The sequence below is a fragment of the Phyllobacterium sp. SYP-B3895 genome, assembly GCF_009647635.1.
GTDB lineage: Bacteria > Pseudomonadota > Alphaproteobacteria > Rhizobiales > Rhizobiaceae > Phyllobacterium > Phyllobacterium pellucidum.
Map to the genome: position 1 here is coordinate 695,979 of NZ_WJIG01000002.1, position 24,616 is coordinate 720,594.

Annotated in this window: 23 protein-coding genes and 1 pseudogene; 14 read left to right on the top strand and 10 right to left on the bottom strand. The window is 58.2% G+C overall.

Going from position 1 to position 24,616, the window contains the following annotated elements; translation table 11 throughout:
* The first annotated feature begins 206 nt into the window (after window positions 1-206).
* A complete protein-coding gene (locus GF108_RS09835; RefSeq protein ID WP_027229863.1) occupies window positions 207-779 on the top strand; it encodes an NYN domain-containing protein in 573 nt (190 codons plus the stop codon).
* Window positions 779-1,444 (top strand): uracil-DNA glycosylase, encoded by a 666-nt coding sequence (locus tag GF108_RS09840; RefSeq protein ID WP_370462151.1) that lies wholly within the window; start codon window positions 779-781, stop codon window positions 1,442-1,444. Before GF108_RS09835 ends, GF108_RS09840 begins: the two co-directional genes overlap by 1 nt.
* A 12-nt stretch (window positions 1,445-1,456) precedes the next feature.
* On the opposite strand, the gene GF108_RS09845 is transcribed toward GF108_RS09840, so the two are convergent.
* Together GF108_RS09845 and GF108_RS09850 are read right to left on the bottom strand one after the other, a co-directional pair.
* A complete protein-coding gene (locus tag GF108_RS09845) occupies window positions 1,457-1,783 on the bottom strand; it encodes a DUF1330 domain-containing protein (protein ID WP_027229865.1) in 327 nt (108 codons plus the stop codon).
* A gap of 57 nt (window positions 1,784-1,840) precedes the next feature.
* Window positions 1,841-2,608, bottom strand: coding sequence for an SDR family NAD(P)-dependent oxidoreductase (locus tag GF108_RS09850; protein ID WP_153667810.1), 768 nt, complete (start codon window positions 2,606-2,608; stop codon window positions 1,841-1,843).
* Between the two features lie 183 nt (window positions 2,609-2,791).
* On the opposite strand from GF108_RS09850, the gene purL reads away from it, so the two are divergent.
* Window positions 2,792-5,023, top strand: coding sequence for a phosphoribosylformylglycinamidine synthase subunit PurL (gene purL, locus GF108_RS09855; protein ID WP_153668239.1), 2,232 nt, complete (start codon window positions 2,792-2,794; stop codon window positions 5,021-5,023).
* A 12-nt stretch (window positions 5,024-5,035) separates the two neighbouring features.
* Entirely contained in the window at window positions 5,036-5,269 is a 234-nt protein-coding gene (locus GF108_RS09860) for a BolA/IbaG family iron-sulfur metabolism protein (protein ID WP_027229868.1), read from the top strand.
* Here the strand turns inward: GF108_RS09860 and GF108_RS09865 are convergent.
* On the bottom strand, window positions 5,266-5,976 hold the full coding sequence (locus tag GF108_RS09865) for a phosphodiester glycosidase family protein (RefSeq protein WP_246663898.1): 711 nt from the start codon (window positions 5,974-5,976) through the stop codon (window positions 5,266-5,268). The genes GF108_RS09860 and GF108_RS09865 overlap by 4 nt on opposite strands.
* Before the next feature lie 218 nt (window positions 5,977-6,194).
* On the opposite strand from GF108_RS09865, the gene grxD reads away from it, so the two are divergent.
* Both grxD and GF108_RS09875 read left to right on the top strand, forming a co-directional pair.
* A complete protein-coding gene (gene grxD, locus GF108_RS09870) occupies window positions 6,195-6,527 on the top strand; it encodes a Grx4 family monothiol glutaredoxin (RefSeq protein ID WP_027229870.1) in 333 nt (110 codons plus the stop codon).
* Window positions 6,528-6,673: 146 nt separating this feature from the next.
* Complete coding sequence (locus GF108_RS09875) at window positions 6,674-7,879, top strand: multidrug effflux MFS transporter (RefSeq protein WP_153668241.1); 1,206 nt, start codon at window positions 6,674-6,676, stop codon at window positions 7,877-7,879.
* 121 nt (window positions 7,880-8,000) lie between these two features.
* Here GF108_RS09875 and smpB read toward each other — a convergent pair whose 3' ends face one another.
* Together smpB and dapA are read right to left on the bottom strand one after the other, a co-directional pair.
* Window positions 8,001-8,489: an SsrA-binding protein SmpB gene (smpB, locus tag GF108_RS09880; protein ID WP_027229872.1), complete on the bottom strand. Its 489-nt coding sequence runs from the start codon at window positions 8,487-8,489 to the stop codon at window positions 8,001-8,003.
* A 31-nt stretch (window positions 8,490-8,520) separates the two neighbouring features.
* Window positions 8,521-9,402, bottom strand: a complete 882-nt coding sequence (dapA, locus tag GF108_RS09885; RefSeq protein WP_153667811.1) for a 4-hydroxy-tetrahydrodipicolinate synthase — start codon at window positions 9,400-9,402, stop codon at window positions 8,521-8,523.
* 279 nt (window positions 9,403-9,681) lie between these two features.
* Here dapA and GF108_RS09890 point away from each other — a divergent pair, with 279 nt between their 5' ends.
* Both GF108_RS09890 and GF108_RS09895 read left to right on the top strand, forming a co-directional pair.
* Window positions 9,682-11,790, top strand: a complete 2,109-nt coding sequence (locus GF108_RS09890; RefSeq protein WP_153667812.1) for a lytic transglycosylase domain-containing protein — start codon at window positions 9,682-9,684, stop codon at window positions 11,788-11,790.
* On the top strand, window positions 11,787-12,692 hold the full coding sequence (locus GF108_RS09895; RefSeq protein ID WP_370462122.1) for an alpha/beta fold hydrolase: 906 nt from the start codon (window positions 11,787-11,789) through the stop codon (window positions 12,690-12,692). Before GF108_RS09890 ends, GF108_RS09895 begins: the two co-directional genes overlap by 4 nt.
* 5 nt (window positions 12,693-12,697) lie before the next feature.
* Here GF108_RS09895 and GF108_RS09900 read toward each other — a convergent pair whose 3' ends face one another.
* From GF108_RS09900 to GF108_RS09910, 3 genes are all read right to left on the bottom strand, one after another.
* The gene (locus tag GF108_RS09900) at window positions 12,698-13,345 is read right to left on the bottom strand and encodes a hypothetical protein (protein WP_153667813.1); all 648 of its coding nucleotides are present in this window, start codon (window positions 13,343-13,345) and stop codon (window positions 12,698-12,700) included.
* Between the two features lie 120 nt (window positions 13,346-13,465).
* The gene (locus GF108_RS09905; protein WP_153667814.1) at window positions 13,466-14,131 is read right to left on the bottom strand and encodes a BON domain-containing protein; all 666 of its coding nucleotides are present in this window, start codon (window positions 14,129-14,131) and stop codon (window positions 13,466-13,468) included.
* A 147-nt stretch (window positions 14,132-14,278) separates the two neighbouring features.
* Window positions 14,279-15,397 (bottom strand): porin, encoded by a 1,119-nt coding sequence (locus GF108_RS09910; protein ID WP_153667815.1) that lies wholly within the window; start codon window positions 15,395-15,397, stop codon window positions 14,279-14,281.
* Here GF108_RS09910 and GF108_RS09915 point away from each other — a divergent pair.
* The 4 genes and pseudogenes from GF108_RS09915 (at window position 15,390) to GF108_RS09930 (ending at window position 18,460) form a co-directional block, all read left to right on the top strand.
* Window positions 15,390-15,800: a hypothetical protein gene (locus tag GF108_RS09915; RefSeq protein WP_153667816.1), complete on the top strand. Its 411-nt coding sequence runs from the start codon at window positions 15,390-15,392 to the stop codon at window positions 15,798-15,800. The genes GF108_RS09910 and GF108_RS09915 overlap by 8 nt on opposite strands.
* A 1-nt stretch (window position 15,801) precedes the next feature.
* Window positions 15,802-16,131 carry a multidrug efflux SMR transporter gene (locus tag GF108_RS09920; protein WP_153667817.1) on the top strand — a complete coding sequence of 110 codons (330 nt, stop codon included), beginning with the start codon at window positions 15,802-15,804 and terminating at the stop codon, window positions 16,129-16,131.
* A 47-nt stretch (window positions 16,132-16,178) separates the two neighbouring features.
* Window positions 16,179-17,204 (top strand): annotated as a pseudogene (locus GF108_RS09925) (porin).
* Window positions 17,205-17,599: 395 nt separating this feature from the next.
* A complete protein-coding gene (locus tag GF108_RS09930; protein ID WP_370462152.1) occupies window positions 17,600-18,460 on the top strand; it encodes a tyrosine-type recombinase/integrase in 861 nt (286 codons plus the stop codon).
* Window positions 18,461-18,697: 237 nt separating this feature from the next.
* Here the strand turns inward: GF108_RS09930 and GF108_RS09935 are convergent, their stop codons facing one another.
* Window positions 18,698-19,876 carry a GAF domain-containing sensor histidine kinase gene (locus tag GF108_RS09935; protein WP_153667819.1) on the bottom strand — a complete coding sequence of 393 codons (1,179 nt, stop codon included), beginning with the start codon at window positions 19,874-19,876 and terminating at the stop codon, window positions 18,698-18,700.
* A 219-nt stretch (window positions 19,877-20,095) separates the two neighbouring features.
* Here GF108_RS09935 and GF108_RS22585 point away from each other — a divergent pair, with 219 nt between their 5' ends.
* Both GF108_RS22585 and GF108_RS09940 read left to right on the top strand, forming a co-directional pair.
* On the top strand, window positions 20,096-20,218 hold the full coding sequence (locus tag GF108_RS22585; RefSeq protein ID WP_255453098.1) for a hypothetical protein: 123 nt from the start codon (window positions 20,096-20,098) through the stop codon (window positions 20,216-20,218).
* Between the two features lie 658 nt (window positions 20,219-20,876).
* Window positions 20,877-21,596, top strand: coding sequence for a bifunctional 2-polyprenyl-6-hydroxyphenol methylase/3-demethylubiquinol 3-O-methyltransferase UbiG (locus GF108_RS09940; RefSeq protein ID WP_153667820.1), 720 nt, complete (start codon window positions 20,877-20,879; stop codon window positions 21,594-21,596).
* A gap of 139 nt (window positions 21,597-21,735) precedes the next feature.
* On the opposite strand, the gene GF108_RS09945 is transcribed toward GF108_RS09940, so the two are convergent.
* The gene (locus tag GF108_RS09945; protein ID WP_153667821.1) at window positions 21,736-23,271 is read right to left on the bottom strand and encodes a hypothetical protein; all 1,536 of its coding nucleotides are present in this window, start codon (window positions 23,269-23,271) and stop codon (window positions 21,736-21,738) included.
* Window positions 23,272-24,616 lie beyond the last annotated feature (1,345 nt).

Consider the following 24,616-nt stretch of genomic DNA (forward strand, 5'->3'; position numbering starts at 1 on the left):
TGACGCTTTCGCGCGATTTACGACTTCGCGCCGCGGGCCAATCACCGCATATCGGCGGAAACCTCGACAAAATATCAACGAACCTCTTGGCTTTTGCCTCGACCCGACGTACTAAATATCCTACTTTCGTATTAAGTTCAGATCGGGCTCTATTATAAGCAAGCTGATTTGAAGTTAAGCTTAGATTTTTGAAATGGAACGTTATTATGTTTGATCCACGAGAAAAGATCGTCTTGTTCATTGACGGTGCAAATCTCTACGCGGCTTCCAAGGTACTCGGCTTCGATATAGATTATCGCAAGCTGCTCGCTGCTTTCCACAAGCGCGGCTACCTGCTTCGTGCGTATTACTACACTGCACTGGTTGAGGATCAGGAGTATTCTTCGATCCGTCCGCTGATCGATTGGCTCGACTACAATGGATATAAGGTTGTAACCAAGCCGGCGAAGGAATTCACCGACTCTGCGGGCCGCCGCAAGATCAAGGGCAACATGGACATCGAACTTGCCGTCGATGCCATGCAACTGACGGACACGGTAGACCATTTCGTCATCTTCTCCGGCGATGGCGACTTCCGCTCGCTCGTTGAAGCGCTGCAGCGCAAGGGCCGCAAGGTCAGCGTCGTATCGACGCTGTCGACGCAGCCGCCGATGATCTCCGACGAACTGCGCCGCCAGGCCGATCACTTCATCGACCTCGTGTCGCTGCGTGCTGAAATCGGCCGCGAGCCTTCCGAACGGACACCACGCCGCGTCGAAGAAGAACAGGTCGATTATTGATCGCAGAATTGACGGGTCCGGAGCCTTCTCCGGACTGCCCTATTTGCACGCGTCTGCATGATTTCATCGCCGCTTGGCGGGACAAGGAACCGGGGTGGCACAACGCGCCCGTTCCGACGTTCCTGCCGGCCGCTGGTGCTCAATCCGTTCGTCTGCTCATCATCGGCCTGGCGCCCGGCCTGCGCGGCGCCAATCGTACGGGCCGGCCCTTCACGGGCGATTACGCCGGTGACCTTCTTTATGGAACGCTGAGCGAGTTCGGTTTTTCCCGCGGCACCTTTGCGGCGCGGCCGGACGATGGATTGCAGCTGATCGATACCGCCATCACCAATGCGGTGCGCTGTGTTCCGCCGGAGAACAAGCCCGTCGGCGGCGAGATCAGCAATTGCCGCCGCTTCCTGACTCCGACCATCGAACAATTTGCCGGTCTGCGCGCCATAGTGACGCTCGGAACCATTGCGCACCAATCGACAATTCGCGCGCTGAAGCAGCCGGTGTCCGCCCATCCATTCAGCCATGGCGGCAGAGCCAAGATTGGCAATGTCCAGATTTTTTCGAGCTATCACTGCTCGCGCTACAACACCAACACCGGCCGCCTGACCGAAGCCATGTTCAAGAGCGTGTTCGCCGAGGTGCGAAAACACCTCGACGCCATCACTGCCTAGCCTGATCGGGAATCACCCTTTCGGCAGATAGGGGATGCTCCCGGCAAGATCCGTATCGTCGATGATGCGGAAGCGGCTCTCGCTGCCTGACTGCCGCGCACTCGCATAGGGCGCGTATTCCGGATCGCTGGCGAAGGCCTCGGCCGCTTCGGTCGAAGGAAACTCGATGATCGCAATCAACGTCGTGTCGAGCGGCTTTCCCTCCAGCAACGTAATATTGCCGCTGCGCGACAGGTACTTGCCGCCGTGCTTGTGCGCTATGTCATGCACCGCCGCCGCGTATTTCGGTATCCATTTATCGTCCGTCACCTTCACGTCAGCAATCAGGTAAGCCGTCATCGTCCGTCTCCCTAGAGTCGGCTGTTAAGGTGCCCGCGGCAAGCTTAGCACAGTCGACTAGATCGCTGTAAATCCATTGTCGACGAAGAGATGCGTACCGGTGATGAAGGAGGATTCGTCGCTGGCAAGAAACAGCGCCGCGCGCGCAACTTCCTCCGGCTCGCCGATCCGGCCCTGCGCCGCCTGCATGGCCGCGTCCGATACATCGACGCCGCGCTTTTGCAATTCATCCACCTCGCGCAAGCCGTGCGGGGTGCGGATGAAGCCGGGGCAAACCGCATTGCAGCGGATGTTGCGGTCGCGAAACTCGACGGCGATCGCGCGCGCGAACATGTGGCACGCGCCCTTGGTCGTATCGTAGAGCACTTCCATCGGCGTTGCGGCAACCGCCGAGATCGACGAGGTGCAGACGATCGAGCCGCCGCCGGCCTCGAGCATGTGAGGGATTACCGCCCGCGTCATCAGATACATCGAGCGCACGTTGACCGCATGCAGCCAATCCCATTCCTCGAGCGTCGTTTCGAGGAACGGCTTGATGACGATTGTGCCGGCGTGATTGAACAATACGGTAACCGGGCCGAAGCGCTCGAACGTCGCTTCAACGGCCCTGTTCACTTCAGCCTCATCCGAGACATCGGCAACGAAATAGGCGGCCTCGCCGCCCGCCGCATTGATCTCGGCAACGGTTGCAGCGGCGGCCGCCTCGTTGCGATCGACGATGGCGACTTTTGCGCCCTCTGCGGCGAAGAGCTTCGACGCCGCTCCCCCCATTCCCGTGGCGCCGCCGGATACGATCGCCACCTTGTCCTGAAGCCTGCACGTCATGCCTGTCTCCCCATGAAATGATCCGACATGACGTTACGCGCGGCCCATCTCCCGAACAAGAGCAGGTCGTTTCGGGCATGCCGGGGCTTTGTCGATTTGGGCTATTTTCCTGTCGCGCGACCGCACCACATAGGTTAAAGAGTGGCCGAAAGCCGCCCCGTCGCCAAGGATGCTCCAGAACCCATGACAAATCCCGATACCCGCCCGATTACACCGGAACTCGTTGCCTCGCACGGGCTGAAGCCGGATGAATACCAGCGTATTCTCGATCTCATCGGACGCGAGCCGACATTTACGGAGCTCGGCATCTTTTCCGCCATGTGGAACGAGCACTGCTCGTACAAGTCTTCCAAGAAGTGGCTGCGCACCCTGCCGACCACCGGACCGCAGGTCATCCAGGGTCCTGGCGAAAACGCCGGCGTGGTCGATATCGGCGACGGCGAATGCGTGGTCTTCAAGATGGAGAGCCACAATCACCCCTCCTATATCGAGCCCTACCAGGGCGCTGCGACGGGCGTCGGCGGCATCCTGCGCGACGTGTTCACCATGGGCGCCCGGCCTATCGCGGCGATGAATGCGCTGCGCTTCGGCGACCCTGCCCATCCGAAGACCCGCCACCTCGTTTCCGGCGTCGTCGAGGGTGTCGGCGGCTACGGCAATTCGTTCGGCGTTCCGACGGTCGGCGGCGAGGTCAATTTCGACGCGCGCTATAATGGCAATATTCTCGTAAACGCTTTTGCGGCCGGCCTCGCCAAGACCGACGCGATTTTCTATTCGAAGGCAGAGGGCGTCGGCCTACCCGTCGTCTATCTCGGCGCCAAGACGGGCCGCGACGGCGTCGGCGGCGCGACCATGGCCTCGGCGGAATTCGATGAATCGATCGACGAAAAGCGCCCGACCGTTCAGGTGGGCGATCCGTTTACGGAAAAGTGCCTTCTCGAAGCATCGCTTGAACTGATGGCCTCCGGCGCCGTCATCGCCATCCAGGATATGGGCGCGGCCGGTCTGACCTGCTCGGCGGTTGAAATGGGCGCCAAGGGCGATCTCGGCATCGAGCTGAATCTCGACAGTGTTCCCGTGCGCGAAGAGCGCATGACGGCCTATGAGATGATGCTCTCCGAAAGCCAGGAGCGCATGCTCATGGTGCTGCGCCCGGAAAAGGAAGAGGAAGCCGAAGCGATCTTCCGTAAATGGGGCCTGGACTTTGCCATTGTCGGTTACACAACGGACGATCTGCGCTTCCGTGTGCTGCATGGCGGACATGAAGTCGCCAACCTTCCGATCAAGGACCTCGGCGACCAGGCGCCGGAATATGACCGCCCGTGGATGGAACCCGGCAAGCATGCACCGCTGCCCGCCGCCAATGTGCCGGAAGTCGCAGACTATGGCGCGGCGCTGCTGCAGTTGGTCGGCTCGCCCGATCTTTCGTCGCGGCGCTGGGTCTATGAGCAATATGATACGCTGATTCAGGGCAATTCCCTGCAGGTTCCCGGCGGCGATGCCGGCGTTGTCCGTGTCGACGGCAACAGAACCAAGGCGCTCGCTTTTTCTTCCGATGTAACGCCCCGCTATGTGGAGGCCGATCCTTTCGAGGGCGGCAAGCAGGCGGTGGCCGAATGCTGGCGCAATCTCACCGCTGTCGGTGCCGAACCCTTGGCGGCCACCGACAACCTCAATTTCGGCAATCCGGAGCGCCCGGAGATCATGGGCCAGTTGGTCAAGGCGATCGGCGGTATCGGCGAGGCCTGCCGGGCTCTCTCTTTCCCGATCGTTTCGGGCAATGTCTCGCTCTATAATGAAACCAACGGCCAAGGGATCCTGCCGACGCCGACCATTGCCGGTGTCGGCCTCATTCCAGATTGGACGAAAACCACCAAGGTCGGCGGCATGAAGGATGGCGACGTGCTGATCCTGCTCGGCGTCGACGGCACGCATCTCGGACAATCGATCTACCTGCGCGATCTGCACGGTCGCGCCGACGGTCCGGCGCCAGCAGTCGATCTCGGCGTCGAAAAGCGCAACGGCAATTTCGTCCGCTCGGCGATCCGCAACGGCCAGTTGACCGCTTGCCACGATCTGTCGGACGGCGGCCTCGCCATCGCATTGGCTGAAATGTGCATGGCCTCCGGCAAGGGTGCGACGGTCGAGATCGGCGAAGGCGCGCCGCATGCCTTGCTGTTCGGCGAAGATCAGTCCCGTTACGTCGTTGCCGTGGCGCCCGATGCGGCAAATATGATCAGCCTGAACGCCGAAGGTTCCGGTCTCCCGTTCCGCAAGCTTGGGACAGTGGGCGGCAACGCATTGACGATCGGCGGTCTGCTCTCCATATCTGTGTCAGACCTGACACAAGCACACGAATCGTGGTTCCCTGACTATATGAGCGGTTACGTGGACGATAAGAATCAGGCCGCTTGAGGAGAGAACAGCATGGCAATGGATGCACGCGACATCGAGAAAATGATTCGAGACGCCATTCCGGATGCAAAAGTGACAATCCGCGACCTCGCGGGTGACGGCGATCACTATGCTGCCGAGGTTGTCGCGGAAAGTTTTCGCGGGAAGTCGCGCGTGCAGCAGCACCAGATGGTTTACGACGCATTGAAGGGCAATATGGGGGGCGTACTGCACGCCCTCGCCCTGCAGACGAGCGCCCCGGACTAAGACTTTTCGTACACTGCCAGAATCGGTCCCACCGGATCGGTTCCTCCAAGCAACACATTCCGGTCGTTGGACAGTGCAGAAATCATCCCGTCGAAGAATAGAGCGTTGGGGCAGCCAAGCTCATCCCTGAAAAGGCGCGCAAAACGGCCGAGACTGACCGGTTCCGTTGAAATCGCCAGCACGATCGTATTCGAATCGCGGACGCCGACGCCATTGCGGATGTAGCGTGACGTGCCGTTGGGTTCGAAGCGCGGGTGCACCTCCCCGTTGATGACAAGCATGGGCCCCGACTGGGTGGCAATGCGAACAACAGGGGCTGCCTTCGCGTAGGCTTCGGTCGAAACAACGCCAGCCGTGCCGTCTTTTGCGACGAAGAACACGCCGTTCGGTTTCATGTAGAAGTTGCCTGGAGCCTCTCCAGTGTTGAGAGGCGCAATTGTTTTCCCCTCCTCGACGTAAAGGCCAACCGGCGTCATGTCGGGCTCGTACATGCCGGCATTCATCGAGAGAACGAGCCTTGCCGAGGCCGATTGTCCCGCTATGAATGATGTGAGTGAGCCATAGGGCTTGCCATCCGCACCATAAAGGCCAAGCCGGACGTCAAAGGAGCGCAGATCTACCTCGCACACGATGTTGCTGCTTCCCTCGAAGTCCACAGTGCGGCAAGTGGCCGGCAGGTCCTTGCGGTCGAAGGGAAGCGAAACCATGGAACCTCCTGACGCTCCGGGCGCCGGCCGCAATTGCTCAAGTTGGGCAAATAATCCCGCCGCGATTGCCGCAAGGAGCATGCCGGCAGCGATGATGATACGATATGACACCCTCACCAGCCTTGTTTTGACTAAATTGAAGCGCTATCTGTAAACAACGAAAACAATTGAACCATGAAATGACGATTCGTCACATCTTGGGGTGAAAGGTTGCCGAAATGAGCGGTATCAATGAATTCATCGACAGTGAGGTCAAGAGCAACGACGTCGTTCTCTTCATGAAGGGAACGCCCGGCTTTCCGCAATGTGGCTTTTCCGGCCAGGTCGTGCAGATTCTCGACTATATCGGCGTCGACTATAAGGGCGTGAACGTTCTTTCATCCAACGAACTGCGCCAGGGCATCAAGGACTATTCCAACTGGCCGACCATTCCGCAGCTTTACGTGAAGGGTGAATTTGTCGGCGGTTGCGACATCATCCGCGAAATGTTCCAGGCAGGCGAGTTGCAAAACCTCCTCAGCGAAAAGGGCGTCGCTACCAAGGCCGCCTGATTACGCAATAGTTCCAATCGGTTCCGGGATTGCCCGGTACCTTGTTTCGAAAGGCGTCGGCCGCTCCGACGCCTTTGTCTTTGTTGATATTTGCAGGTTTGATCATGGACAGTTCGACGACCACTTCCGCCGCCCGCCTGAGGGGAATGGGGAAAGCGGAATTCATCGCGATGATGGCGATGCTGATGGCGATCAATGCGCTTGCCATAGACATCATGCTTCCCGGCCTGCAGCAGATTGGCGCGAGCCTCGGCGTTGCCAGCGAAAATCATCGGCAATATGTCATCTCGGCCTATCTGATGGGTTTTGCCGTTTCGCAACTGTTCTACGGCCCGATCTCCGACCGCTTCGGCCGCCGCGTCCCGATGTTCGTCGGCCTCGTCGTCTATATCGGCTCGGCGCTCGCCTGCGTGTTCGTGCCGACTTTCACGTCGCTTCTATTGTTCCGTTTGCTGCAGGGCATTGGTTCGGCAGCAACGCGCGTCATTACCATTTCGATCGTGCGCGACGTCTATGGCGGCCGCAGCATGGCGGAGGTCATGTCGCTTATCATGATGGTGTTCATGATCGTCCCGGTCATCGCGCCGGGAACAGGCCAGACAGTCATGCTGTTCGGCAACTGGCACCTCATCTTCATCTTCATGGCTGCGATCGCGAGCGCGGTTCTGGTTTGGGTCTACCTGCGCCTGCCGGAAACGCTCGATCCGGCCGATGTTCGCCCCTTCACCCTCAAATCGGTGTTGCAAGGCTTCAGGATCGTGCTCACCAATCGCGTCGCGCTTTGCTACACGCTGGCGAATTCATTTATCTTCGGCGCGCTGTTCGGCTTCATCAATTCGGCCCAGCAGATCTACGTCGGCATCTATGATCTTGGTGTGTGGTTCCCGGTCGCGTTTTCAGCGGTCGCCGTGACCATGGCCGTGTCGTCCTTCCTGAATTCGCGCCTTGTCGGCCGGTTCGGCATGCGCCGCCTGTCCCATGGCGCTCTCCTCTCGTTCCTTGCCGTCAATGGATTCTGGCTGCTGTTGACGATCCTTGGACCAAATCCGACGCCGTTCCCGATTTACCTGCTGCTGTTCGCACTGGCGATGTTCCAGTTCGGCTGGATCGGCTCGAATTTCAACGCGCTGGCGATGGAACCGCTGGGGCACGTGGCGGGCACTGCCTCGTCGGTCCTCGGCTTCATGAGTACGGCCGGCGGCGGCATTGTCGGGGCAGTGATCGGCCAGGCCTTTAACGGCACGACGCTGCCGCTCGTCGCCGGCTTCTTCGTCCTGTCGCTGATCGGATTGGTGTTTGTGCTCATCGCCGAACGCGGACGGCTCTTCCAGCCGCACAACCGGCCGGTTTGAATCTGGCGCGCAGCACGTTCATGGGTCTAGGGATCAGTTGCCCCGGACTTCATTGCGGCACCGGTAAGGAACATGGGTCCTCGGGAAGAGCCCGAGGTCCACCTTCAACAGCTCAAGGGTATCAGCCGCGATCGCGCAGGAGCCGGGACTTCTCGCGGTTCCAGTCGCGCTGTTTTTCGGTCTCGCGCTTGTCGTGCAGTTTCTTGCCGCGCGCGACGGCGATCTCGAGCTTCGCCCGGCCACGGTCATTGAAATAGAGCTTCAGCGGAACGACCGTCATGCCCTCGCGGTCGACCGACTGCGCCAGCCGCGACATTTCCCGCTTGTTGATCAGTAGCTTGCGGTGACGGCGCGGTTCATGGTTGAAGCGGTTGGCCTCGAGATACTCCGGAATATAGCTGTTGATCAGCCAGAACTCGCCGTTCTCGAAGCTGGCATAGCTTTCGGCAATGTTTGACTGGTTACGGCGCAGCGACTTGACCTCCGTACCCGCAAGGACGAGGCCAGCCTCGAGCGTGTCGAGAATCTCGAAGTTGAAGCGCGCTTTACGGTTCTCGGCAATGATCTTGCGAGCCGTCGTGGGTTTTGACGCAGATTTCGGCTTGTTCATGCAGGCTATATAGTGCGTTTCAACTGATTTGTCAGTTGATCAAACCGGCATGTTGCATGGCCCTGTCGATCCGCTCGGCGGTTGCAGCCTCGACCGCCACGAGCGGCGAGCGCAATGCGTTCTTGATCTTGCCGAGCTTGGCGAGCGCATATTTCGGGCCGGACGGATTTGGCTCCAGGAACAGAGCCTTGTGCAGCGGCAGGAGCCGGTCCTGCAATTCGACAGCCTTGTCGTAATCTCCGGCAAGTGTCGCCGCCTGGAATTCGGCACAGAGGCGCGGCGCGACATTGGACGTAACCGAGATACAGCCGACGCCGCCATGCGCGTTGAAGCCGAGCGCGGTCGCATCCTCGCCGGAAAGCTGGATGAATTCCTTGCCGCAGGTCAGGCGTTGCTCGGAAACGCGCTCGATCTTGCCGGTCGCATCCTTCACACCCTTGATGTTCTTGAAGTCGTGTGCGAGCTGACCCATCGTCTCCGGCGTCATGTCGATGATCGAGCGGCCCGGAATGTTATAGATGATGATCGGCAGCGTTACAGCTTCGGCAATCGCCTTGTAATGTGCGTAAAGCCCGCGCTGGTTCGGCTTGTTGTAATAGGGCGTCACCACAAGAATGGCGTCTGCCCCCGCCTTCTGCGAAAACTCTGCGAGTTCAATGGCTTCGCGGGTGTTGTTGGAGCCGGCGCCGGCGATCACCGGCACCTTGCCCGCGGCTTCCTCGATGCAGACCTCGACCACGCGCTTATGTTCGCTGTGCGACAGCGTCGGCGATTCACCGGTCGTGCCAACCGGGACGAGGCCATTGGTGCCCTCGGCGATCTGCCAGGAAACGAAGCTGCGAAAGGCTTTCTCGTCGAACGAACCATCCTCGAGGAAGGGCGTTACGAGAGCGGTGATTGAGCCTTTCAGCATTGCGAAACTCCGGTATGGCAGTTGGTCGCCCCCGTCCACGCGGGGGCTAAAGGTGGCGCACCATAATCGCGCAGATCGTCTGGAGCAAGTTCATTTGCCTGATGAAACACATCAAGTTGATGCATATCTCCGCTAGCATGAGTTGCAATAGGTTTAATGCAACGGGCTCGGATAACCCTTTGTTAAGAGTGCTTTCATACGTCCGCCACTATTATCGTCTTCATTGTCTCCACGGATCCGGGGGACCCTCTGATCCGCTCCAAAAAAACTGGTAGTTGTATGCTGAGAACTTCTGTTTTGCGTCACGTTCTTCTCGCGTCCACGCTTGCGTTGGTGGCGACGGCTTCCCATGCCCAAGCACCCGTACCTTCGGCAGGCGTCCCGGTTCCCGGATTGAAGCCGTTCGCGTCGACGCAAACGCGCGTGAGCCCGTCAACGCAGGTACTGGCCCGGCCCGATCCGGTCACCACCGCCGGCATCACCCAACCATCGAAGCCCTCGGCGATTGCCGGCAGTCTCAAGAGCGGGCTTGACGCGCTCTCCGCCGGGGACGCCCAGCGGGCGCTCGGCATTCGCAACGGCCTGCCCGTTGACGCGCTCGACCGCCATATCCTCACCTGGGCGATCGGTCTTTCCAACGCTCCGGGAATACCGAGCTCGGAGATTGCGCATGCCGCGCAGGAACTGCCCGGCTGGCCCGGCATGGCGACCTTCCGCAACAATTCGGAGCGGGCGCTCTATAAGGAAAATCCCGCGCCTTCGATCGTCATCAACGCCTTTGGCAACACCGCGCCGCAGACGACAGAGGGCGTCGTTATCCTCGCCCGCGCCTATGTGGCGAGCGGCAATGCTCCGCGCTCGCGGCAAATCCTCGGCGCTTTCTGGCGGACCAAGAAGCTCGAGGACACGCAGGAGACAATGATCCTCAAAGAGTTTTCGCAGGTCATTTCCCGCGACGACCATCTGACGCGCATGTTGACGATGCTTTATGAGGGCAAGGTGAAGTCGGCCGGGCGTGTCGCCAAGCTGGCCAACGCAGAATCGTTGTTCCAGGCATTCGCAGCCGTCCTGCAAAAATCACCCGATGCGGGCCAGAAGCTTGCCGCCGTGCATGGCGCGTGGGCGTCAAATGCGGCCTATATCTTCGCCAAGGCGCAATATTTGCGCCGCCAGGAAAAATTTCGGGAGGCAGCCGATGTAATGGCGACCGCACCGCGCGATGCCGCAGCGCTGGTAGACCCCGATGCCTGGTGGACGGAACGGCGCGTTCTTTCACGCGAACTTCTCGATCAGGGCGACGTCAAGCGTGCCTATCGCGTGGCGGCAATGCACAGCGCCGAAACACCTTCGATTGCCGCCGAAGCGGAGTTCCACGCCGGCTGGTACGCATTGCGCGGCCTCAACGATCCCAACACGGCACAGCGCCATTTTACGCGCATTGCCGAGATTTCCTCGCGCCCGATGTCGGCATCGCGCGCCTATTACTGGCTGGGCCGTGCCGCGGAAGCGGGCGCGGCAGGCAGCGCGCGCGATTATTACGCACGCGCATCGCGCTACGGCACGACATTTTACGGGCAGCTTGCAGCAGCAAAGCTCGGGCAATCCGGGCTGCAACTCCCCTATCCCAAGCCGTCCGATGCGGAACGTTCACGATTTGCCCAGCGCGAAGCCGTGCGAGCTATACAGAGGCTGGAGGACACCGGCTATGATTCCCGGGCGGCGATCCTTTATTCCAGCCTCGCACAGGAGTTAGACAGCCCCGGCGAATTGGCACTCCTCGCCGTGATGGCCGAACGCAAGGGCAACCATTACGTGGCGCTGCGCGTCGGCAAGACCGCGGCGCAACGCGGCATCGACGTCGGTGCACTGTCGCATCCGGTCGGCGCCATCCCCGGCAATGCCAATATTTCGGGCTCCGGTGCCGCCCTCGCCTATGCAATCGCCCGCCAGGAAAGCGAGTTCAATCCGACTGCCGTATCGAGCGCCGGGGCACGCGGCCTCCTGCAATTGCTGCCGGGCACCGCAAAGGGCGTCGCCCAGCGCGCCGGCATGACCTATTCCAAGGACCGTTTGACCGGGGATGCTGCCTATAATGCAACGCTCGGCGCGAAATTCCTTGGCGAGCAGATCGCAAAGTTCGATGGTTCGTACGTGCTTACGTTTGCCGGCTACAATGCCGGGCCGAGCCGCGCCAGCGAGTGGGTGGCGCGGTATGGCGATCCGCGTGGCAAGCCGGTGGATGAAGTCGTCGACTGGATCGAGCGCATTCCCTATACCGAGACTCGCAACTACGTGCAGCGGGTCATGGAGAACTATGAAGTCTACAAGGCGCGGTTGACCGGCAAGGCGCAGATAGAGAGCGATCTCACGGCCGGACGGCGGGGTTGAATTTGGCCGAGGCCTATCGCGAGATCAACTACGATGCACCCGATGGACTGAAGCTCCATGGCCGGGTTTATGGATCGGAGCGCGCCGGGGCGGTGCCGCTCGTGTGTCTTGCCGGCCTCACCCGCAACAGCCGCGATTTTCATGAAGTCGCGGCACTTCTGTCGCAGCATCCCGACACGCCGCGCCAGGTCATAACATTCGACTATCGCGGCCGCGGACTGTCCGCATATGATCGCGATTGGTCCCACTACAATATAGGCGTCGAAGCCAATGACGTAATTGCAGGTCTTGGTTCGCTCGGCATCGACCGTGCAATCTTCCTCGGAACCTCGCGCGGGGGATTGATAACCCACGTCCTGGCATCGGTGGCGCCGACGTTGCTGGCCGGTGTCATTCTCAATGATATCGGGCCGGAAATTGCCCCTGAAGGCTTGCGTCAGATCACGCAATATCTGCGCAAGTCGCGCAATCCGCGCACCTGGCCGGAGGCGATCGAGCGCCAGCGCAATCTGCACGGACCGGCCTTTCCGGCGCTGACCGAAGCGGACTGGATGCGCTTCGCGCGCGCGATCTATCGCAGGCAGCGCGGAACCATTCGCCCGGACTACGATCTCAACCTCCTGAAAACCATGGCGAATATTGATTTCGAAAAGAAATTGCCCGACCTTTGGGAGCAGTTCGACCTCTTTGAAAAGCTGGCGCTCCTGGTCATTCGCGGCGAAAACAGCAGCCTGCTGACACCTGAAACAGTGCTGGAAATGTCGCGCCGGCATCCCGCAATGCAGGTCATCAATGTTGCGGGTCAAGGCCATGCGCCTTTGCTCGAAACCGGACGTTTGCCTGAACTGATCGCAGCCTTTGCCGCTGGAATCGATCTTCGCCAAACCGCCGCCCTTACCTGAAAAGTCTATGAGGGCTTGGTCGTTCCGGCCTTGCGCCGCGCTGTTGGTTTCGCCTTCGCCAGTTGATCTGCCGCAGGCATCTTTACCCTTGCCGCAGCCTGTCTGATCCACCCTTCCCTCTGCACGCGGCCGGGAAATCCTATTTCCTCGCCCACCCACGCAGCTTCCTCAATCGACCAGCCAGCAATCTGGTCGAAATGAAACAGCCCCAGATCGAAAAGCCGCGATTGTATGGCGGTGCCAATGCCGTCGATATCAGTGAGTTTGTCGGGTTTGCCGCGCCGTGCCGCCTTGAGCATGACGGGCCGGTGGCTGTCGTCCTGCCGCGGATTGGACCTGCGTTCGATAGCCGTCTTCGCAGCCACCCGCTTTGCGGCTGTCTTGCGCGCCGGCTTGCCGCTCGCGGGGACTTCCGCCGGCGGCACGGGTTCCGCTGGCGGTATCATTGCGGCAGCCTCCCGGGCCAACTGCCTCACATCGTCATTCGCGGGAAGAATGGGGCTTGCTGCCAGGCGCGCATCGGCAGCGCGCGTGGATACTTCAGAAACCGATTCGCGTTTCGGCGCCATCCGCTTGAAAAGATTGCCTAAAATCGCGCCGACGACGAAGGCTGCAGCGATGAGAAACAATGACTGGAGAAGAAATACAACCATTGTCTAACCCCTGGTTCGCATCATTGGCCCCGGTCGTATGTCGACCAACCGACATAGAAACCGACAAGAGCAGCTATCAAAAGGAAGAGCCAGAGCTGGCCGATCATGAACCACATGTTTCTAGCCTCCGCTGGTATTGACCGCGGCCTCGAGCTTGATCTCGCCCGGCTTGCCATTACCGGGAATTGGAGCGCGCAAGGCGGCGTTGATTGCATCGTAGTCGGCGGCGTTGGCCGCGGTGCCGCTGATACTATAGGTCTTGCCCGAGATTTCCACCTCTCCGTTGGTCAGTTGCGCCGCCTGGCTCAATGCGAAGTCGACAAGATCGAGAAAACCTTCCGGCGCGCCGCGCGCAACGGCCAATTCGTCGAGGATTTCGATGCCCGGCATAGCGTTTTCGGCAGACGCGAGAATTCGCGCGCGCGAATCGCCGAAGGGAACATTCCCTGAAAGCAATATGCCGTCGTCGGATTTGGTGATGACGAAGGAAAACGGTTCGGCCAGGGGCAAAAGCGTCGCCTGATTATCTATAGTTCTTACGCCGGGCGTGCTTGCGGCGATCCCAAGAGCGGCAGCAAGCGCCTCTTCGGATGGAGCGACACCCTTCAAGGTAAGATCGCGGCCGTCAATATCGGCGCTCGCCCAGGAATTATCGGCGCCCAGTGCAGCATTGGCCGCATCCGTGAGCTGCTGGTCGATGGGGTCAGTGAGGAACCAGCCGGCAAGAACCGTCAGAAGTGCGACGGTGATGACACCGGGCCAGAACCAGCTCCTGATGGTACGCATATTCCTAAGGCTTTCTCTCAGTCTCGGTGGGCTGGAGCTATGTCTTGCCCCATGTTCATGGCCATTTCAACACGACGACCGGCCCATGAACAAAGAAAACCCGGCAGCTCGCGCCGCCGGGTCTTTATCAACCAATCCAGTAAAGGATTAGAAGTTACGCTGGAAGCGGATGATACCGCCGAATGCGTCGTCGTTACCGTTGTCGAACTCAGCAACGTCCTTACGAACGCCGTCGAACTTGGTGTAGTTGATTTCCGGCGTGATCGTGAAGCCAGGAACCAGTTCGTAGGCTACGTTAAGAGCGAAAGCGTAGGTGCCTTCTTCTTCGTATGCGCCCTGGCCGTTAAGAGTTGCCTTGTCGGAGAGCTTAGCCGAGAAGCCTGCCCAAGCAGCCCAATCGCCTTCCCAGGTGCCGAACCAGTTCTGGTTGCCGCCGGTAACACTACCGTCAGTCGCATCGAACGTCGGTGCGCTGTAGTCAGACTGATAACCGCCCATTGCGAACAGCGAGATGGTGTCGGTGACTTTGAGGTCCAAACGCAGCTTTACAGCAACGTCTTCGACAACCGAGTCATAACCAACAACACCGGAGATGCCGCCCCAGCCCTGCTCCCACTTCGCACCAGCAAGAACGTGCGGCATGTAGTCGTCGATGACGTAGTCAAAGCCGAAGTTGCCGAAGTCGTTCTGGCCCTGTTCAGCAGCGATGATGGCCGAGAAGCCGTTGCCGCCTGCGAAGGTGTAGCTAACCTGGTTGGTCGTGCCCGACTGGTAGTTGATCACATCGTCGTTGATGATGTTGCCAGCATAACCGGTCCACGAACCGAAGATTTCGTCGGCGACACCGATGCGGAAACCACCGAGTTCGATGAATGCCTGCGGAAGCGAAGCACCGTTGTCACTGCCGTTGGTGAACTGGAAACGGGTCTGAGCGTAGGAACGCAGAGTGCCGAGTTCAGTTTCCGAACGTGCGTCGAAACGGACTTCAGCGCGGGTGCGCTTGTACCAGGTTTCGTTGTCGTTGGCGCCAACGTTCGAACCATTGTACGGATCGTCGCCACCAGCAGCGTCGTAACGCAGATAACCGCTGATCTTCAAGCAGGTCTCGGTCCCCGGAATGTAGAAGAAGCCTGCGCCGTAAGCGTCGCAAACGCGAACGTATTCGACGGGCTCTGGTTCGGCAACAACGACTGCATCAGCAGCACGCGCGCCGGTTACTGCGACGAGAGCCGCAGCGGAGCCGAGTAGAAGGCTCTTAATGTTCATTTCTGACCTCCAGTCAAAGTTAAAAATGGGTCTGGGCATTCCAATTTGGCTGAAGGACAACCTGTCCCCATCCCCTAAGTCCAAGAAGAAATGCGATGAACGCCCTTCCTCCCGACTGACCATACTCGCCAGCGCTGGCGTTTCAACCATGAAAGTCTCGCCGGAAGGGTTCCAAAGCGTCTATGCAAGATCGCTGTTGCACAAATGCCACGAAATCGCCGCGCACCCTCCAATATCTTTACCACTCCTTAATAGAGGTAACTGGTTTTTTAATGAAATCTTGCCCTTGAATGCCGGTATTGGGACGGCGCCTGGCTTAAGAATCGCCCATGAACCGGTGGTTTTCAGGCGTTCCTCGATTCGAATCGGCAATCGGCCCGCTCCTTCCGCAATGGTGATTTGACATGACATATCTCTACCTCGTTGTTGCCATAGTCTGTGAAGTAGTCGCCACATCCGCGCTGAAACAGGCGGATGGATTTACCCGGCTGTGGCCCTCGCTCGTGTGCGTCATCGGCTACAGCCTCGCCTTTTACCTGCTGTCGATTCCGATCAAGACGATTCCGGTCGGCATTGTTTATGCCATCTGGTCCGGCGCGGGCATCGTTCTCATCGCAGCTGTCGGTTGGTTCTGGTATCGCCAGGCCCTCGATATGCCTGCAATCATTGGTCTTTCCCTGATCATTGCCGGCGTTCTCATCGTCAATCTGTTTTCCAATACAGTCGGCCACTAACGACCTTTTTCCGCCGATCTCTAGCGAATCTTGACTGGAGGTCAGAAATGAACATCAAGAGCCTTCTTCTCGGCTCCGCTGCGGCTCTCGTCGCAGTAACCGGCGCACGTGCTGCCGATGCAATCGTCGTCGCCGAACCAGAGCCCGTCGAATACGTTCGCGTTTGCGACGCTTACGGCGCCGGCTTCTTCTACATTCCGGGAACCGAAACCTGCCTGAAGCTCGGCGGCTACGTGCGTTATGACGCGCGCGGCGGCGATGATGCCTACACCGGTGCGGAACGCGGTACCTGGGATAAGCGTACCCGCGCCGACTTGCGCTTCGATGCACGCAATGAAACTGAACTCGGCACGCTGAAGTCCTATGTTGAGCTTCGCTTCAACTTCAAGAACGGTTCGGATTCAGAAACTGTCGATCTGAACCAGGCCTACATCGAACTCGGCGGCTTCCGTGCTGGTGCCATCGACTCGCAATTCACTTCCTGGACCGGCTATCTCGGCGACATCATCTCGGACGACGTTGTTGCCGAAGGTAGCTATGTCACCAACCAGATCAGCTATACCTTTGCCGGCGGCAATGGCTTCTCGGCAACCGTTGGTCTCGAGCAGGGCAGCAAGGGCTATGTAATCGACGATTACATGCCGCACGTCGTTGCTGGTGCCAAGTTCGCACAGGGCTGGGGCGCGATTTCGGGCGTTGCCGGTTATGACTCCGTCTCCGAAGAATTCGCTGGCAAGGTTCGTCTCGACCTAACGCTCAGCGATACGGTCTCTGCCTGGGCGATGGGCGGCTACAAGTCGGACGGCGATGTCAACGATTTCTACGGCACCTAGGAAGGTGATTATGCGGTTTGGGGTGGTGTCTCCCTCAAGGCGTCCGACAAGGCCACAATCAATGGTCAGGTCGCCTATGAAGACGCCGGCGTTCTCGCCGCGGCACTTAACGTAAAGTATACGCTGGTTCCTGGCTTCTTCGTTCAGCCTGAAGTGAACTACACCCACTTTGACGACGATGCAGGTATCAACACCGATGACGCCGTGCAGGGCATCATCCGCTTCCAGCGCAATTTCTAATCGTTTGACCTGAATACTTCCGACGCCGGTTTTCCGGCGTCGGCTTTTTCCAATTGAACCAACAGTTTTAAGCAACAGCAATTTTCAGCGTTATTCATCGGCGCACAGCAATTTTCAGAGGAAGGATTTCAGATCGGTCGCGGACCGAGGAGACGTAGAAATGCTCGAACTGCAGCCCATCGGGTTGAGAACTGATAAAGCTCGTCGCTTTATCATACGGAAGTCTATTAGCCTAAATTGGCAGACGTTCCGGGATTGCGTTTTTCGGATTGGCGGATACAACTTGCCGCATATTTTTCCGATGCTTCTTCATTCTTTCAGAGCGCAATCATTATGCTAGTCGCCCCTTGGACACGCAGCAGGACGCCCGTTTTTCGGTCCAGTTCGAATATGATCTGCACTACTCCTCAAGCGCTCACCAGACGCGGCGACTGGTTCGGGATAACACGCTCGCGGAATTGACCGCGCAATATATCGGCATCCTCTGGGACGAAGGATCGCATAAGGTCAATGTTCGATCGTTTCTTGGCGAGATCGCCGAGATTGTGGGCGGCGACCGATTCAGCGTTTTCAGCCAGGAGATGCTCGATTTCGTAATTAGAACCTTGCGCGAACGCGGAAACAGCAATGCCACCATCAATCGCAAGATGGCGGCCTTGAGCAAATTGCTGCGGAAAGCGTGCAAGATGGGCGATATTTACAACCTGCCAGAGTTTCGCCGCCAGAAAGAGCGGCAAGGGCGGATTCGGTTCCTCGAATTTGAAGAAGAACAGCGCCTGTTTTCGGCAATTCGGGCCCGCTGTGAGGACAGTTACCGGCTCAGCGTGTTCCTGGTCGATACCGGATGTCGTCTCGGCGAGGCGATCGGCCTTTCATGGAACGATCTGCAGGATAGCCGCTCGACTTTCTGGCTGACAAAATCCGGGCGCAGCCGGACCGTTCCCCTCACCTCCCGGGCTCGCGAAGCGACACTGATCCAGCGCGGGCGACTGAGGGGTCCGTTTTCAATGCACACCCAGGTGCGGTTTCGCGCGATCTGGAATGAGGCAAAAGCCGAGGTCGGACTCGGTCGCGACGATCAGGTCGTCCCGCACATCTTACGCCATACCTGCGCTTCGCGGCTGGTTCGCGGCGGCATCGACATCCGGCGAGTGCAGATGTGGCTTGGACATCAGACCCTGCAGATGACCATGCGCTACGCCCACCTTGCCACCAATGATCTTGATTCCTGTGTTGCTGTGTTGGAGCACCATTGAGCCGCTGCTGTATTGGAGCACCATTGAGCGGAACAAGGCGCCGCTGACCGGTCTGAGCGAAACCGGGAGGGGGCGCCAGCAAACTTTCCTCAAGCCCGGATATTCCCCGTTTTCGAAGGGTACGCGGGCGCCGGAGCCCCTGTATGTCGCTGCTCTGGGACACTCCCCGCAAGCGGGAGGGCAAGGCGTCCTCGCAGTAACCCTGCGCTGTCGCTTAGCGTCGCTTCGCTGCCGGCCTTACACTTCGAGCGGCATGCGGAATGTGAAGCGCGTTTTCCTGTCATTCGAATCGACCTCAATGACGCCGCCATGCAGCTTGGCGATTTCGGACGCGATGTAGAGCCCGAGGCCAAGCCCCTGCTGGCCGGTCTTGGCGCCATGGCGGAAGAACGGCAGAAACAGCTGGTCGACTGATTCCGCAGGTATCGGGTCGCCGCGATTGGTAACCGACAGTTCAAATGCGTCATCGGTGGTTCGGGCATCCACGCGGATCGCCCCGTCTTCTGAACCGTGGGCCAAGGCATTGCCAAGAAGATTTGACAGAAGCTGCCCGACACGCAGAGGGTCGCTGCGGATCGGATCATCGAATTCGAAGTTGGTCTCGATGACGCGATCGGGACGGACCGACCCGAGTTCATCGACGACCTGCGTCAACGTGGGCTTCAGTTCGGCATTGCGCTTGATCTCGACCAGGACGCCGCTGCCGAGTCGCGCCCGCGCCAGGTCCATAACGTTATCGATGAGGCCAGACATGCGCACAACGCTACCGCGGATCAATTTGACGATGGCTTCCGCCTTTTCGTCGAGGGGAGTGCGCAAAAGCAGGCGCGTGCCCGAATCGATCGACGCCACGGGATTGCGCAGGTCGTGACCGAGCACGGCGACAAATTGTTCGCGAAATTCGGAGATCGTCCGCTCGTCCACCAAGGCAGCCTCGGTTTTTGCAAGGCGGTCATTGGCGTCGAGATGAAAAGCAATCAAATCGGCGAAGAGCTTGAACATGCCGACCACTTGCGGATTCTTCAGGCGCGCCGGCGCTGGATCGATGGCGCAAAGCGTGCCGAAAAAAGTACCGTCCGGCAGTGTGATCGGCATCGAGATGTAGCTTTGAAAGCCATAAATCTGCGGCGTGTGGTGGGTCGAATAAACCAAATCCTGCGACACTTCGTCGATTACGACGGCTTGGCCACTGCCGCGGATTTCATCGCAGATTGTGGTCTTGACCTCAAGTTCGCCCCCGGGCTTCAAGCCAAACGCAATATTGTCGAGCACCTGACAGGCGATCCAGCGATCTTCGGTCACCCGCGCAACAGCCGCGAATCCCATGCCAGTGGTCCGGCAGACGACATCAAGTATGGTGGGAACTGCATCGATGCGAGCAATGGCATCAATATCAGCTTGAAAATCGTGTGGCATGAAGTTTCCCGAATCTGAGGTGCAAGCCAATATAGGGGTTTTGAAGGATTGCACCATGCACGGGAACATTCTGCGCCAGCACCGCGTTGATTATAAGGCGGGAGGGACAATCGACCATCATTCCTCAACGATCGAGCGGCTTCAGATTAATGCCTTAACTTGACATCCAGGCTTCACATTGCACTGATAGGGACGGCTGAAATGGGAGAAAGGCCGGAAATGTTCGAAGACGAAGAAGACGAAATCTATTCGCACTACACCACCCCGATGTGGCGTCATCTTCTCATTTTCGCTTTTGCGGTTTCGGTCGCAGTCATTATTTCGCAGATGCTCCCGGGTTGAGCGAAAACCTTAATCACCTCATCCTGCGCCCCTTCCGACACTATTCCCGACGAAGTGGCAGGCTCTGGATGCTGTTTCCGGGCCCCGCAAGATGTTCGCCGGACTGGATGGTATCATCCTAACCCTCCATTTCCAGACACTCAACCATCTTGTCGCCCGCAACGCGCATGATATTACGCTGCGGATTCGGCGTCTTGTCGCTCCAGTGGAGTGGCTGTCTAAACGGATAATCTTTTAGCCCCGGAACGATCGAACCGGAGACACGTTAAACGGGTATGAAAGCCTATGACGAATATAACGAGAAACGACCAGCTCCCAAGTTCCGAATATCCTTGATGTACGGGGCATTGTTTTTCGTCGGCGTAGCCTTGGTTGTCGGGCTTACCTACCTTTTGTGAAATAACCCGCAAGCCGGCCAATAAGCATCAAGCATTAATACGGGCTCAAAGTTGCGCTCTCTCCATCTCCGAGCCCGGCTGTGTTTGCACGCCGGTACATCGGTGCCCATAGGAAAGCGTGGGTACTCCTCACCCTCACCGGTTTGCAAACCAGTTGGGTGTAATGCATTTAGATGAAACGAAAAGGCTGCATATCAACACATGGAGTTACCTCCTTGTATTACATTGCGCCACCATAGAGAGCTTGCAATCCTTCGTTTATGGAACAGAGCGACGAACTACAACGCACGTTTTGGAATAAGTGGAACTCCGAAAATCGTCAGCACGATGTAGGAGAAATTTCCCGTCGGCAATCCCAGGTTATCGAGGAATGGCTTGTCGAGTTGGGACGACGCGATCTCAACATCCTCGAAGTTGGCTGCGGTAACGGCTGGTTCTGCCCAACTCTGGCAAAGTTTGGCAATGTCACCGGAACGGACATTTCCGACGAGGTTTTATCGGCATCACGAACCCGCTGGCCCCAAATAAAGTTCGTCGCCGGCGACTTCGCCAAACTCGATTTTGCACCCATGTCTTTCGACGTGCTGGTCAGCCTGGAAGTGCTGTCTCACGTTGCTGACCAGAACAAATTCTTCGCGCGTCTCGCGGAACTGCTTAAGCCCGGCGGGCACCTCTTCCTTGCGACGCAAAATCGTCCCGTTCTGCAAAATTACTGCAGGGTGCCGACCCAGCAACCCGGCCAGCTCAGGAAGTGGGTGGATCGCACGGAATTGGCTTCGCTGGCAGGCAAGCATTTTGAAATAGAATCATTGTTCTCGATTACGCCAATCGCTCACAAACACTTCAGAAGACTGCTGACATCCAACAAAGTAAATCGACTTACCGCACCATTGCTTGGTCACGGGCTCCGTGACTTCATGGAGAAAAGAGATTGGGGATGGACGCTAATGCTCAAGGCAAAAAAGAGGGATAGTCGCTGAAGGCTGCGACAACCCTATAAATTGACAATCCAACGCTCCTTCCTTTCTCGCAACAAATTCGGAATCGCGGCACACCAGTCCGTGGAGATCGTATGTTACGACCGGCCCTGTTCGGCTGGTCCCGTGGTCTTACCCAAAACTAAGGTGCATCGATCATCCGCTTGATGGCAAATGCGCCGCCAATCAGAAGATCACCATCCTCGAGTATCGTCGTGATGCCGCCCAGCGCATTCCACTTTCGGCTGTCGTCGGGAAAGAGCCACGTCTGCTTCGTCTCGCCAGTCGTCCAGTCCAGCCCGACATAAGCATAATTCCCGGCGATTTTGGTCGCGCAGTAGATGAGGTTGGTGGCCGCCGAGACGACCGGCACCATGATATCGGTGTTGTCGACTTCCATATTGACCCACGCTTTTTCGAACTTCTTCTGTTTCGGGTCCCAGGTAAATTTCTGGACGCCAAGCGGGGCTTTGCGCGTAACCCCAGCGGTGAACTGGTTGGGCGGGCCGGGCTCCGGAAACGGTTCCGGGTAGCTGCCGTTGATGACCGCAACCCCGTAACCGAGCACGTTCGGGGAAGGTTCGATTGTAAGGCTGGATATGTGGATCTTGATCTGGTCGGCAATTCGTCGGGACAGGGTGCCGGGCTTCTGCTGGAAGCCGTCCGGGATCGCGTCGCGCCAGAAGGCGACCAGATTGGTCCCAGCCTCGGCGGCATCGGCAATAACGATGAGTTTGTCGGGATCGTCACCAAACCCCATCAGCGTCGGCGTCGTGCCCGACCCGCGCGAGATTGCGCCAAGCGCCATGGCTTTTTTGGGGTCCATCGACTCGTAAGGCGACTCCCATGCACCATCTGCGGTGTCGGTTGATAGCTTCTCACCTGTCCAGGCGAGACGCAGCATGCGCTTGCTGGTGACGACGTAGACCCCGCCCTTGTCATCGATGCAGATGGAGTTGTCGACTGCTTCGTCACCAAATCCGACATAGGACTTCACATTGAGATCGCGATCGAGGATCAGCGCTGCGCCGGGGGCAGCCGCAGCAAGATAGCCATCATAGGTCATGGCCAGCCCGATGATCCGCGACACGGATTTGGCGATGTCGGCCGGCAAATCCTCCACCAGATTTTTGGAGGCTACGATGCGAAGGTCTGCCTCGGGATCGTTGTCATCGAACGACTTGAGCACTTTGGTCCTGCCAAAAACGCAGTAGTGATAGCCATCCTTGTCGAAGAGGTTGTAGACCCCGTTGATGCCAGTCTGAATGTTGAGGCCCATGGAGCCCATTGTAGCAAGCGCTGTGACAATCTGGCTTTCGTCGCGAGCGCGAGATGCTGCATCAAGCTTGTCGAGAACAGCGCGGATGCTTTCATTGGACGCCATTTTCGCATCCGCCTCGAAGCCGGGATACGGCACGAAATTGCCGGCCTCCATGGTCTTTCCCGTCAGGCGAAGCTTCTGGACTCCCACCGCTCCACTGGCAAAAGCGATCGTCTGATCGCCCACCTTCTTGAGCGTGGGATTGGAGGTAATGACCGTCGGAACGGTCTTGACCTCTTCGGTTGTAAGTTTACGGCCATGCACGGGCCCGGCGAACAGCACCGAATCCGTCGCGCCGGGATTGAAATGCGAGGTCGGATAGACGCTCTCGGCAAGCCATGGATTGCGCGGCGGCATAGTCGGCAAGTCCTGAGCGCTGGCTGCACGCAGAACAGGTCGCAAGCATGTCGAACACGCCAGTAAAGAACCAAGACCAATCAGAACGTCGCGGCGGTTGCTCATAGCATTCCTCTTCCATCTTGATAGAAGTGAGCATGTGGGCGTTTCAAAACAGGTTACATAGCTGTAATAGCGAAGTTTCGTTCCCTCAACCTTGTCGCTGAGTGGCGCGTGTTATCCGTCCGCCACTGCTCAGACAGTGGGAAGACGGCAGGTGAGCACTGTTCGGCTGCGCAAACAACAAGGACTTGTTTGCCTTTTGCCCACGCCTGTCCAAGCTCGAATGATAGTCATTCCGACCGACGCTCACGCGGCAAGACAACCTAGAAGAGGTCCACCCCCTTAGCGGTCCTCTGGGGAAAACGCGGCGATCGGCGTGCTTTGTGGTGCAACGATGCAGATTTCGCGACTGTGCAGAGCCTTGGTAGGAATGCCAAGATTGCTGGCTGCAGGGGCGGTCACGGGGCAGGATCGAATGCGCGTCGTCACATAGCCACTTTTGGCGAATCTGGATCAGGTCATTTGAATCATAGCGGCTGTCGGGGGAGGTTTTGCAATAGAGGGATTGCACCCTACTTCCGGCGATCGGCTTCAATATGAGCATGGTGGTGCGGTCGGGCGTCCAGGCACCTTCAAGTTTTCCATAGGCTCTACGAGTTTGGCCTTGTGTCCCGCCATCAATGATACAGTACTGCGTTGGACGATGCAGGTCATCGGAGGAAAACCCACGCACTTCGACGGCATCATGGTGGGATTAAACGTGCGAGTCGCGCCTCTTCGAGCAATGGAACCTACGCCACTGCTGTCGTTGTATGTGCGCTGTTTCCATTTGTTTCGGTCGCGCCGTGGCTCAAAGCCTGCCTCGTTTCGCGCTGAGCGGCTTATGGCGGGGCTGACGCCCGCCCGCCTACCCCAGACGCGACCCTGTGGTTTAGCGTAATCGGCCATGTGCAGGTAGGAAATGTACCGGCCATCGATACCTTTAATGATGTACTTGGCAAGGGTTTTATCAGTGTGGGGTTTTACCACGTCAAGATGGAGGTCATAACGTCTGACATGACCTTGGGCCTTTTCTACCCATCTTACACACTTACGTTCAAATTCATTCTGCAGCTGTGACGGTATGTACACTGCCCAGTTGGCATGAACTTGGCCCTGCGGGCATTCTAGCGAGTACACGTATATTGGGGATAGTGGTGTACCCATTAGTTGCTTCGTCCGGCGGTTCAACCAGTCTCGGAATTTGTGCCGGACTTTGGTGAACAGCGTCCCTCCGTACAGTTCATTGCTTTGATCGAAGTTT